Source organism: Mesoflavibacter sp. CH_XMU1422-2, from assembly GCF_037029245.1.
Lineage (GTDB): Bacteria > Bacteroidota > Bacteroidia > Flavobacteriales > Flavobacteriaceae > Mesoflavibacter > Mesoflavibacter zeaxanthinifaciens.
The window spans coordinates 194,136-206,519 of record NZ_JAYMEE010000001.1; the positions used below are offsets into that span (position 1 = coordinate 194,136).

At 31.2% G+C, this 12,384-nt stretch carries 13 protein-coding genes; 3 read left to right on the plus strand and 10 right to left on the minus strand.

Annotated features, from left to right (window positions below; all coding sequences use genetic code 11):
* Positions 1-4: 4 nt before the first annotated feature.
* From gap to WA340_RS00970, 9 genes are all read right to left on the minus strand, one after another.
* A complete protein-coding gene (gene gap / locus WA340_RS00930; RefSeq protein ID WP_336126914.1) occupies positions 5-1,000 on the minus strand; it encodes a type I glyceraldehyde-3-phosphate dehydrogenase in 996 nt (331 codons plus the stop codon).
* The gene (lipA, locus tag WA340_RS00935) at positions 1,000-1,878 is read right to left on the minus strand and encodes a lipoyl synthase (protein ID WP_336126915.1); all 879 of its coding nucleotides are present in this window, start codon (positions 1,876-1,878) and stop codon (positions 1,000-1,002) included. Before lipA ends, gap begins: the two co-directional genes overlap by 1 nt.
* A 103-nt stretch (positions 1,879-1,981) precedes the next feature.
* On the minus strand, positions 1,982-2,527 hold the full coding sequence (locus WA340_RS00940) for an RNA polymerase sigma factor (RefSeq protein ID WP_336126916.1): 546 nt from the start codon (positions 2,525-2,527) through the stop codon (positions 1,982-1,984).
* Positions 2,518-3,633 (minus strand): glycosyltransferase, encoded by a 1,116-nt coding sequence (locus WA340_RS00945; RefSeq protein WP_336126917.1) that lies wholly within the window; start codon positions 3,631-3,633, stop codon positions 2,518-2,520. Before WA340_RS00945 ends, WA340_RS00940 begins: the two co-directional genes overlap by 10 nt.
* 6 nt (positions 3,634-3,639) lie before the next feature.
* Entirely contained in the window at positions 3,640-3,843 is a 204-nt protein-coding gene (locus tag WA340_RS00950; protein WP_027880259.1) for a hypothetical protein, read from the minus strand.
* Between the two features lie 109 nt (positions 3,844-3,952).
* Positions 3,953-4,762: an anti-sigma factor gene (locus tag WA340_RS00955; protein ID WP_336126918.1), complete on the minus strand. Its 810-nt coding sequence runs from the start codon at positions 4,760-4,762 to the stop codon at positions 3,953-3,955.
* Between the two features lie 12 nt (positions 4,763-4,774).
* Positions 4,775-5,305, minus strand: coding sequence for an RNA polymerase sigma factor (locus WA340_RS00960; RefSeq protein ID WP_336126919.1), 531 nt, complete (start codon positions 5,303-5,305; stop codon positions 4,775-4,777).
* A 46-nt stretch (positions 5,306-5,351) separates the two neighbouring features.
* Positions 5,352-6,365 carry a UDP-N-acetylmuramate dehydrogenase gene (gene murB, locus WA340_RS00965; RefSeq protein ID WP_336126920.1) on the minus strand — a complete coding sequence of 338 codons (1,014 nt, stop codon included), beginning with the start codon at positions 6,363-6,365 and terminating at the stop codon, positions 5,352-5,354.
* Positions 6,365-7,555 (minus strand): pyridoxal phosphate-dependent aminotransferase, encoded by a 1,191-nt coding sequence (locus WA340_RS00970; protein ID WP_336126921.1) that lies wholly within the window; start codon positions 7,553-7,555, stop codon positions 6,365-6,367. Before WA340_RS00970 ends, murB begins: the two co-directional genes overlap by 1 nt.
* A gap of 127 nt (positions 7,556-7,682) precedes the next feature.
* Here WA340_RS00970 and WA340_RS00975 point away from each other — a divergent pair, with 127 nt between their 5' ends.
* Positions 7,683-8,066, plus strand: coding sequence for a retropepsin-like aspartic protease (locus tag WA340_RS00975; protein ID WP_336126922.1), 384 nt, complete (start codon positions 7,683-7,685; stop codon positions 8,064-8,066).
* A 188-nt stretch (positions 8,067-8,254) separates the two neighbouring features.
* Positions 8,255-9,022: a PDZ domain-containing protein gene (locus tag WA340_RS00980; protein ID WP_336126923.1), complete on the plus strand. Its 768-nt coding sequence runs from the start codon at positions 8,255-8,257 to the stop codon at positions 9,020-9,022.
* 49 nt (positions 9,023-9,071) lie between these two features.
* Here the strand turns inward: WA340_RS00980 and WA340_RS00985 are convergent, their stop codons facing one another.
* Positions 9,072-9,497 carry a DUF1573 domain-containing protein gene (locus WA340_RS00985; protein WP_027880253.1) on the minus strand — a complete coding sequence of 142 codons (426 nt, stop codon included), beginning with the start codon at positions 9,495-9,497 and terminating at the stop codon, positions 9,072-9,074.
* Positions 9,498-9,681: 184 nt separating this feature from the next.
* On the opposite strand from WA340_RS00985, the gene WA340_RS00990 reads away from it, so the two are divergent.
* Positions 9,682-12,318: a valine--tRNA ligase gene (locus WA340_RS00990; RefSeq protein ID WP_336126924.1), complete on the plus strand. Its 2,637-nt coding sequence runs from the start codon at positions 9,682-9,684 to the stop codon at positions 12,316-12,318.
* The last annotated feature ends 66 nt before the right edge of the window (positions 12,319-12,384 follow it).

Consider the following 12,384-nt stretch of genomic DNA (forward strand, 5'->3'; position numbering starts at 1 on the left):
TTAACTATTTATTCGATAAATAGTTAATTAAGTCAATAATTCTGCTAGAGTAACCAGTTTCGTTATCGTACCAACCTATAATTTTTACCATATTACCAATGACAGAGGTCATTTGAGAATCGAATATACATGAATGTGTATTGCCAACAATGTCAATAGATACTATAGGGTCTTCTGTGTATTCTAAAACGCCTTTAAATTGGTTTTTTGAAGCATTTTTAAAAGCTTGATTAACCTCTTCAATTGTCACTGTTTTTTTAACATTAAAAGTAATATCTGTTAAAGATCCGTTAGCAACAGGAACTCTAATACCACAACCACCAATAACATCTGATAACTCAGGATAAATTTTAGTTAATGCTTTTGCTGCTCCAGTTGTGGTTGGGACAATGCTTTGTCCTGCAGCTCTGGCGCGACGCAAATCTCTGTGAGGTTGGTCGTGTAGACTTTGATCTGTAGTGTAAGAGTGTACTGTTGTAATGTAAGCTTGATCTATACCACACAAATCATTAATGATGTTAATCATTGGTGCAGCATTGTTAGTAGTACAAGAGGCATTAGATATTATTTTTTCTTCGCCATTAATACTACTTTCATTTACGCCTAAAACAATGGTTTTAATATCATCTTCTGTTGGAGGAACACTTAAAATTACTCGTTTAGCTCCGTTCTTTAAATGAAATTCTAAATCTTCAGAAGTTTTAAATTTTCCTGTAGACTCAATTACAAAATCAGGATTAACTAAAGACCAGTCGGTTTCTTTAGGATGCTTTTTGTTAAATAATGGAATAGATTTATCATTAACCATTATTGTATTTTCTGTTGAAGAAATTTCAGCAGGAAAAACACCATGTATACTATCGTATTTTAATAAATGAGCTAATGTTTTAGCATCTGCCAAATCGTTTATAGCAACAACCTTTATCGATGAATGATTATGTAATAATCTAAAAACACGTCTACCAATACGACCAAAACCGTTAATAGCAACCGTTATCATTAATTAATGTGTTTTTGAGCTTTGTAAGATGAACGAACTAAAGCGCTACTTTCTACATGTCTAAAACCTAATTTAAGTCCTATTTCTTCATATTCTTTAAATTCGTCAGGCATAATAAAACGCTTTACTGGTAAGTGTTTTTTACTTGGTTGTAGGTATTGTCCAATAGTTACAACATCTACGTTATTTTCTTTAAGATCGTGAAGTGTTTCAATAACTTCTTCTCTAGTTTCGCCTAAACCTAACATTATACCAGATTTTGTACGGCGTTGTCCTTGCTGTTTTAAATATTTTAAAACTTGCATACTACGGTCGTATTTTGCTTGTATACGTACTTCTCTAGTTAAGCGTCTTACGGTTTCTATGTTGTGCGAAATAACTTCTGGAGCAACATTGATAAGTCTATCAATATGCATTTCGATACCTTGAAAATCTGGAATTAAAGTCTCCATTGTTGTTTCAGGATTCATGCGTCGTACAGCTTTAACAGTTTCTGCCCACATGATACTTCCCATGTCTTTTAAATCGTCTCTATCAACACTAGTTAAAACGGCATGTTTAATTTTCATTATTTTGATAGAACGAGCAACTTTTTCAGGTTCGTCCCAATCTACATCTTCTGGTCTACCTGTTTTTACACCACAAAAACCACAAGATCTTGTGCAAACGTTACCCAAAATCATAAAAGTAGCAGTTCCTTCTCCCCAACATTCGCCCATATTTGGACAACTTCCAGAAGTACAAATGGTATTTAAATTGTACTTGTCTACTAAGCCTCTTAATTCGGTATACTTTTTACCAGTCGGTAATTTAACACGTAACCATTTTGGTTTAGGTTTTCTTTCTGGTAATATATTTGAAACGTTCTCTGTATTCATAGTTTATTTTTCTACTTGCAAAGATACGAGTTATAAGTGTGATTTAAAACTTTAGCTTGGTTAACTAATTTTAGCAAATTGTATGAGAATTTAATTGTGAAATTTATTTTCTTTGAATAATCTCTGCAAGTAATTTTTTTGCTCGTAACAATTTAACTTTTACGTTGTTTATAGGTTCGTTAAGCTCTTCAGAAATTTCTTTATAACTGTATTCTTGAAAATATCTTAAGTTAATTACTTCTTGGTAATGAGGCTTTAACTTTTTTATATCTCTAAGTAGTTTAGCTAGGTTTTGTTCTGTAATTAGTTTGTCTTCAACAGAAGGTGTTTCGTCTAAAACATTATATACTTCTTCATCTGTCCTAGATAGTGCATGTTTGATTGAGTTTTTTTCTTTTCTAACAATATCAATATGTATATTTTTAGAAATGGTAATTAACCAAGTGCTAAATGTATATTTTTCGTCAAAAGTCTCAATCTTATCAAACGCTTTAGAGAAGGTTTGTATGGTTATATCTTCTGCGTCATTTTCGTTTTCAACACGTTTTAATTGAAAACCATATACTTGGTCCCAATAAGTGTTTAGTAATTGTTTAAACGCTTTTTGGTCGTTGTTTTTAGCTTTTTTTATAGCGTCTTTTATTTCCAATAATTAGGTTTTGAAATTTTATTATTTATAAAGATACAGAATTGTATGACAAGTAAAGAAGTCTCTAAAAAAGGAAGTAAAAAAACTATGTCAAATTCTTTTAATTTTTTTGCTGAAAATCCGATACTTAAAAATTGTAGGATAAACCTTAAAATAATAATTCCTAACACAAATGGCCATAAATAAAGTGTTGAAATAAGTACTATTCCTAAAAGCCAAAACAAAACCTGACTAATATAAAATAGCGCTAACAAAAATTTGTGTTTAAATTTATAAAGATTTGCAGTAGACACATGTCTGCGTTTTTGTCTATACCAATCTTTAAAATTAGTTTTAGGTAGAGATATGGTAAAACTTTTAGGATTTACACAAATAGTTGTGTTTTTTTCGGTGGCGACTTCATTAATAAATAAATCATCATCACCAGATCTTATTTTTATGTGATTTATAAAACCGTTGGCGTTAAAAAATTCTTCACTATGATAAGCAAGATTTCTGCCTACGCCCATGTATGGTATGCCTATTTTTGCAAAAGAAAAATATTGCGTTGCAGTAAGTAGTGTTTCGTATCTAATGAGTTTGTTTAAAAACGAATTTTTAACTTTTTGGTAAGCGCCATAACCCAGAACAATAGTTTTTTGTTCGCTGTAATACGAAGCCATTTTAGTAATCCATTGGTCAGAAACTGGTGTGCAATCTGCGTCTGTAAACAGTAAATGTTTGTGTTTTGCAGCTTTTATACCCAAAGTAAGAGCGTATTTTTTGTTAGCCCAAAACGCTTCGTTGTTTTCTACGTTTACAATTTTTATGTTGTTATGCTTTTCAGCGAAAGCTTCAAAAACATCTAAAGTATTATCAATAGAAGCGTCGTTAATTAAAACAACTTCAAAGTTTGGATAATCTTGATTTAAAATTGAAGGTAAAAAATGTTTGATGTTTTCGGCTTCATTTTTAGCACAAATAATGACCGAGATAGGTAAGTTACTTTTAGTAGCTTTTGATTCTGTTTTTGAAAAAGAAAAACTACCAAAAAGTACAGCATAGTATAATACTTGAATGATAACTACAATTATAAAACTGTAGAACAGTATATCAAGTATTATCATGTTTTATTAAGAGTGTTGAGGCTCGTTACACGAATCGAATTGATCTGGCGTTTTTCCGCAAAAACCACAAGCATCACCATCTTTATTTAACATTGGATTTTGGCTAGCGCATGTGCCTGCAAATTTACCGTCTTTTTTTGCCCAAATTTTTATAGCAATACCAGCAATACCTAATCCTAGAAGTAATAATGTTATTAATAAAAGTTTCAAAATAAAGTATCTTTTTGTTACTGCAAAGATATTAATTTTAATACAAATTAAACCAAAAAGAAAGCCATACTTTTTGGTATGGCTTTTTACTTTTATTAATTGAAATGTTTTAGTCGTTAAGCTTTAAAGAGATTTCTGCAACAGGTGTGTCACTAGATCGTTCTAAGCTTCCGCCTTTTGGTTCTACAGATATGCTTAAACCTAAAGCATCTTCTGTGTAAGGTATCTCTTGAAGTTTTCTATCTGCTTCAGATAAAATACCTAAACTAACCATTTTTCCTTGTATGTCTGCCCAGATTTGATAGACTTGATCGTCTGGTAATTGAGGTAAAGACACTACATCTATCATAGATTTTTTTTCTTTTGGATTGATGTAAGCTACAGTTTTTAAGTCTTTTGCACTTCGGTTACCTTTTAATACGTACTTTTCTGTTTCTGGGTTATTAAGTTGCTTAAACTGTTCTAATATATCAGTTAAACGATTGTTGTTTTTTGCAATATCACTTCTAAGGTCAAAAATCTCGTCTACAATAACTTGATTTTCGTTAGATAGATTTGAGTTTTGCACGAATAAATATGCAGAACTACCAGCAAAAAGTAAAGCTGCTACACTTGCAGCAATTGCTAGACTAAACCATTTTCTTTTTGGTTTATGAGTAGGCTGTATTGGTATAACAGGTGTGTCTTCTTCTAATGCATTTAAAATATTATCTAATGCATTTTTAGGGGCTTTTACAGCATTTATTTGAGCTGAAAGTTCTAGTTTGTCTTGTAGTTTTTCGTAAACTTTTTTAACTTCTGGATAGGTGTTTATATAATGTTCTACCTCTTCAGTTTCTGAAGCTGTAGTTTGACCTATCAAGTATTTATCTAATAAATTAGATTTTAAAAAAGTAGTTATTTGTTCATTTACATTCATCACTTTTTACAATTAAGGGTTGTAAATTTTTTTCAATTCACGTAACGCAATTTTCAATCTAGATTTGATGGTTCCTAAAGGTATATTTAACTCTTCACTTGCTTCTTGTTGTGTCATACCTTCAAAAAACAATGCGTTAATGACTTCTTGATATTTAAATTCTAAGGTGTGAAGGTGTTTTTTTATATCCATCACATCTTCGTTTAAACTTTTGGTAGTCAGTTTATATACGTTTGAATTTTCAATTTGGATTTCCTTTGTTGCTTTATTATTTACAGATCTAACTTTATCTATTGCAGAGTTGTATGCAATACGGTATAACCAAGTAAATAATTTGGCTTTTTCTGGGTCATAGCTTTTGCCTTTTTTCCAGACTTTAATTAAGGTTATTTGTAATACATCTTGTGCTAAATCGTCGTCACTAATTACTTTTTTTATAACACCAAAAAGCGCATCTGCATAGTTTTCATACAGAAGAGTAATGGCTTTTTTGTTGCCATTTTTTAGGTGCTCTATTATACTATCTTCAATCGAAAAGTCCAAATATGCAGTTTTAAGAGTTAGTTAGTTTTATCTTTTGAAGTGATTATTAAAAAATATTTACTTCGGCTTCAATAGAAATATTAAATATACGATAAATTGTTTTTTGTATCAATTTTGAAAGTTGAAGAATGTCTTCGCCTTTGGCGCCACCATAATTAACCAACACTAGTGCTTGTTTTTTATGTACGCCGTAATTATCAAAAGTTTTTCCTTTAAATCCAGCAGTTTCTATTAGCCAACCAGCAGGTACTTTTACCTCAGTTTCTGAAATTACATAATGAGGTGCCTCAGGAAAATTACGTTGTAGCTCTTTAAATTGTTCAGTTGAAATAATTGGATTTTTAAAAAAACTACCAGAATTACCAATCTCTTTCGGATCTGGTAATTTACTTTGTCTTATGGCAATTACAGCTTTAGAAACATCTTGAATGGTTGGGTCTGTAACATTCATTGTTTCTAATTGAGAAAGTATTGCACCATAATTAGTGTGTAAATTATGGTTGTTTATTGTCAGCTTAAAAGTTACATTTAAAATAATGTATTTGCCTTTAGCTTCGTTTTTAAAAATTGAATTACGGTAGCCAAATTGACAGTCTTTATTAGTTAAAGTTTCAATGGTTAAAGTATCTAAATTTAAAACTTCACAAGATTCAAAAACATCTTTAAGCTCTACACCATAAGCCCCAATATTTTGTATAGGAGATGTGCCAACATTACCAGGTATTAAAGACATATTCTCTAAACCGCCATAGTTTTGATCTAAAGTCCAAAGTACAAAATCGTGCCAGTTTTCTCCAGCTTCAGCTTTGATAAAAATGTGATTATCGTTTGTAGAAACTATTGTTTTTCCTTTTAAGTTTAAATGAATCACAAGCGCATCAATATCTTTGGTTAATAGCATGTTGCTACCACCACCAATAATAAATTTATTAGTAAATTCTTCAGTAGAAAATATAGTCTTTAAATCATCTATATTTTCTACTGAAACAAATTGTTTTGCTTGGACATCAATACCAAAAGTATTGTAAGGTTTTAATGATATGTTATGCTGTACTTGCACTAATCTTTGTAAACTTTAAGCGCTTCTTTTAGAATGTTTACGGCTTTTATCAAACTTTCTTTATTTAATACGTAAGCAATTCTTATTTGGTTTAGACCTACGTTTGGTGAGCTGTAAAAACCGGCAGCAGGAGCAACCATAATCGTTTCTTTATTAACATCAAAAGATTCTAATAACCACTGAGCAAATTTGTCTGCATTTTTAATTGGCAGCTCCGCAATACAATAAAAAGCACCTTTAGGTTTTGCAACTTTAACGCCTTCAATTTTACTTAATTCTTCTATTAAAACGTTACGACGTTCTACATATTCTTTATTAACCTCGTCAAAGTAACTTTGCGGCGTTTGTAAAGCGGCTTCACTTGCAATTTGAGCTAATGTAGGAGGACTTAATCGCGCTTGTGCAAATTTTAAAGCTGTAGCTATAACATCTTTGCTTTTAGAAACTAAACAGCCAATACGTGCGCCACACATACTATATCTTTTTGATACAGAATCTATGACTATAGCGTAATCTTCTAAACCTTCTTCTTGTAAAATAGAGTAGTGTTTTGCGCCATCGTAAGCAAACTCGCGATACACTTCATCAGCTATTAAAAATAGATCGTGTTTTTTTACGATTTCTGCTAATTTTTTAATTTCTTCTTTTGAATATAAATAACCTGTTGGGTTACCAGGATTACAAATTAATATAGCTTTTGTTTTTGGTGTGATTAGTTTTTCAAACTCTTCAATTGCAGGTAATGCAAAGTTGTCTTCAATTTTTGAAATTACAGGAACAACTTTTACGCCAGAAGCAGTAGAAAATCCGTTGTAATTAGCGTAAAAAGGTTCTGGTATTATAACCTCGTCATCAACATCCATAATACTACCAAAAGCAAATAATAAAGCTTCGCTACCACCAGTAGTTACAATAATATCATCATGCTTTACGTGTATATCGTTTTTTGCATAATAATCTGCTATTTTTTTGCGGTATTCTTCAGAGCCTTCAGATCTTGTGTAAGCTAAAATATCTAAAGAGTGAACTTTTACAGCATCTAAAGCAACTTGTGGTGTTTTTATATCAGGTTGTCCTATGTTTAAATGGTAAACAGTTTTTCCTTCTTTATAGGCTTGTTCTGCGTAAGGAACTAACTTTCTTATAGGTGATTGAGGCATTGATTGCCCCTTTTTTGAAATTACTGGCATACTAATTAATATTTGTACTGCAAATTTGCGAAAATTATTAGAGAATATTTCAAATAATACCAACTAAAAAGTATTAAGTAATTAAAGATTTGTAAATTTAAGAGGACATATTTTTTATTATTTACTAATGCAAAGTGCTAAAATCACATTATTATTAATATTTGCGTTATTTCAAAGTCTTTATTCACAGAGTATATATAAACTTCCAGAAGGTGAAACGTCTGATAAAATTAGATTTGAATTAATAAATAATGTCATATTAATTCCTGTAGAAGTTAATGGCTTAGAATTAACGTTTTTATTGGATACAGGTGTTAGTAAACCTATAGTTTTTAATTTTTTAAAAGCTGCAGATTCTTTACAAATTTTAAATGCAGAAAAAATAAAAGTAAGAGGATTAGGTAACGGAAATGATTTAGAAGCTTTACGCTCTAGTCATAATACTTTTAAAATTGGTGAAGCAGTAAATAGCGACCAAGTTTTTTTTATGCCGTTTTTGATCCAGAACTAAATTTTGCGCCAAAAATAGGAATACCTATAGATGGTATTATTGGTTATGATTTTTTTAAAGATTTTATTATAGAAATTAATTATAATCGAAAGTTTATTAAAATTAAAAAACCATCCGAATACAATTTAAGAATATGCAGAAGGTGCCAAGTATTAGATTTAAACTTAGAAAATAATAGACCCTATGTTTTGTCTTATGTAGATATTGGTGCAAATAAAAATATACCAGTTAATTTACTATTAGATTCAGGTAATAGTGATGCACTTTGGTTATTTGAAGACAAGGTTAATAATATACAACTAAAACAAAAATCATTCATAGATTATCTTGGTACGGGACTTAATGGTAGTGTTTATGGTAGGCGCTATAAAATTAAAAAAATAACATTAGGAATGTTTGATATAGAACAACCAACAGTTGCATTTCCTGATACTTTAGCTGTTAATTTTATGAGATCTTATGAGGGTAGAAATGGCTCTTTAGGAGGAGAGATATTAAAACGGTTTAATTCTGTGTTTGATTACTCAAATTCACGGTTAATGTTAAAACCTAATAGCTATTATAAGGATAAGTTTAGTTATAATAAAAGCGGGATTTTAGTTGAAAATAGTGGCGTTAGAATGGTTATGGAACTTAATGCAAAACAAAACTCAGCGGTAAGTTATAAAGATGAAAAATCTATAAACATTAACAGCATTATAAAACCTAATTATAAATATAATCTTAAGCCAGTTTATACTATTTATGAAGTTTTACCTAATTCTCCAGCAGAAAAAGCAGGATTATTAAGAGGTGATGAGATTGTTTACATAAATAATAGAAGTACTCAAGATATGACTTTAGAAAAACTAACAGGATATTTCTATAAAGATTCAGGAGAAGAGTTAAAGTTTGTTGTGATCAGAAACGGAATAGAGCGTAAGTTTGCTATTACATTAAAATCTCCTTTAGAATAAAAAAAGCCGAAAACATTAGTTTTCGGCTTTAATAAAAATTTTTTAAATGTTATTTTTCCATAACACTCTTTTCTTTTTTAGCTAACACACTTGTCTTTGAAGGATCAATAACGTTTCCTTTAATTTTTAAAGAAACTGTTGGCGTATCCGCATTAGATAAAACAGTAATTGTTTTTCTAATTGGCATTACTCTATTTGTGTCATATTTTACCTCTATTTCACCTTTTTCACCAGGCATAATTGGTTTTTCAGGTTTTTTTGGGACTGTACATCCGCAACTAGAACTTACTTTAGATATAATTAACGGCGCGTCACCTGTATTAGTAAATTCAAAAGTTCTTAAACCATTAGCTCCTTTTTCTATTGTACCGTAGTCTATTGTAGTTTCTTTAAATTCAATTTTGGCTACTTTTTCTTGAGCATTAACTGTTAAACTAATCAAGCCAACAAATAATAATGTCATTAATTTTTTCATTGTATATAAATTTTAATGATTTGTAAATTTAATCACTTTTTACTCCTTTAGCAAAAATATTAGATGTAATACACTCAAACAAATACTTTTGAATAATTTAACGGTGCATTAATCTGCTATATAATTTCACAAAAACAGAATAATAAGTATTTTTGCCAACTATAATTCAAAAACTATTCCAAAGATGAATATCCCATCAAAATATGATGCAAAATCCGTAGAAAATAAGTGGTATGACTACTGGATGAAACATAATTACTTTCATTCAGAACCTGACGAAAGAGAACCATACACCATAGTTATTCCGCCTCCAAACGTAACAGGAGTATTACATATGGGACATATGTTGAATAATACCATTCAAGATGTATTAATACGTCGTGCGCGTTTACAAGGTAAAAACGCCTGTTGGGTACCAGGTACAGATCACGCATCTATTGCTACAGAAGCAAAAGTTGTAGCAAAATTAAAAGCACAAGGAATAGATAAAAATGATTTAACTAGAGACGAGTTTTTAAAACATGCTTGGGATTGGACGCACGAATATGGTGGCGTAATCCTTGAGCAATTAAAAAAGCTAGGTTGCTCTTGCGATTGGGATCGTACTAAGTTTACTATGGATGACGATATGAGCGAAGCCGTAATTAAAGTCTTTGTAGATTTATACAATAAAGGCTTAATTTATCGCGGTTATCGTATGGTAAATTGGGATCCAGAAGCAAAAACAACACTTTCGGATGAAGAAGTTATCTACGAAGAAAAGCAAGGAAATCTATACTATTTAAAGTATAAAATTGAAGGTAGCGACGATACGCTAACTATTGCTACAACACGTCCTGAAACCATTTTTGGTGATACAGCAATTTGTATTAATCCTAATGACGAGCGTTTTGTTCACTTACGTGGAAAAAAAGCAATTGTACCAATCTGCAACCGTGTAATCCCTATTATTGAAGATGACTATGTAGACTTAGAATTTGGTACAGGTTGTTTAAAAGTAACACCAGCGCATGACGAAAACGACAAGATGCTAGGAGATAAGCATAATCTTGAAGTAGTAGATATTTTTAATGAAGATGCAACTTTAAACAGCTACGGTTTACACTATGAAGGTCAAGATCGTTTTGCTGTACGTAAAGCTATAGCTAAAGAGTTAGAAGAAAATGGTGTTTTAGTTAAAACTGAAACACATATTAACAAGGTAGGTACGTCAGAACGTACCAAAGCAGTTATAGAGCCAAGGTTAAGCGACCAATGGTTCTTAAAAATGGAAGACTTGGTAAAACCAGCAATAGAAGCGGTTTTAGGTGAAGATGCCGATATAAAACTATTCCCAAAAAAGTTCGAAAACACGTATCGTCACTGGATGGAAAACATCCGTGATTGGAATATTTCGCGTCAATTACTTTGGGGACAACAAATTCCTGCATTTTATTATGGCAACGGAAAAGAAGATTTTGTAGTAGCAGAAAACATCAATGACGCAGTAAAACTTGCTCAAGATAAAACAGGAAATTCTTCACTTAAAGCTGAAGATTTACGTCAAGAAACGGATGCTCTAGACACATGGTTCTCATCATGGTTGTGGCCAATGTCGGTTTTTGATGGTATTCGCAATCCAGAAAACAAAGAAATTAAATATTATTACCCAACAAACGACTTAGTAACTGGTCCAGATATTTTATTCTTTTGGGTAGCACGTATGATAATTGCTGGTTACGAGTATAAAGATGAAAAGCCTTTTCAGAATGTATACTTAACAGGATTGGTGCGCGATAAGCAACGTCGTAAAATGAGTAAATCTTTAGGAAACTCACCAGATGCATTAAAACTTATTGAAGAATACAGCGCCGATGGTGTTCGTGTTGGATTATTATTAAGTAGTGCAGCAGGAAACGATTTATTGTTTGACGAATCATTGTGCCAACAAGGAAAAGGTTTTGGTAACAAAATCTGGAATGCCTATCGTTTAGTTGATGGTTGGGAAATTTCAGAAAGCATTGAGCAACCAGAAGCAAGTAAGATTGCAATAGAATGGTACGAATCTAAATTCCAAAAAGCATTAATCGAGATTGAAGACCACTTTAGCAAATATCGTTTAAGCGATGCTTTAATGGCAATTTACAAGTTAATTTACGACGATTTTTGCGGTTGGTTACTAGAAATGGTAAAACCAGCATACCAACAACCAATTGATGCTAAAACTTATAACGCAATTATTTCGATTTTTGAAGATAACTTAAAAATTGTACATCCGTTTATGCCATTTTTAACTGAAGATTTATGGCATTACATAAAAGATCGTACGCCAGAAGAAGCTCTAATTGTAGCGAGTTGGCCAACAACAAAAGCAATAAACGAAACCTTGATTTCAGAATTTGATTTTGCTTCAGAAGTGATTTCAGGTATTCGTACTATTAGAAAAGAAAAGAACATTGCGTTTAAGGATGCGATTGGATTTTCGGTAATAAATAACGAAAAATCATCAACTACGTTTGATGCAATTATCCAAAAAATGAGTAATCTAGAAGCTATTGAGTATGTAGATGAAGCAGTTGAAGGCGCTTTAACTTTTAGAGTTAAATCTAACGAATATTTTGTGCCAATGGTTGGCGCTATAGACGTTGAAGCTGAAATTAAAAAGTTAACTGAAGAGTTAAATTATACTGAAGGTTTCTTAAAATCGGTACAGAAAAAACTATCCAACGACCGTTTTGTAAATAATGCACCAGAACAAGTTGTAGCTAGTGAGAAAAAGAAAGAAGCAGATGCGTTAGCTAAGATTGAAACAATTAAAGCAAGTTTAGCTAGCATGCAATAGACTTAATAAATATAGTTTACTAAAAGCTCTAAAAAGTTATTTTTAGAGCTTTTTTATTTGACTGAT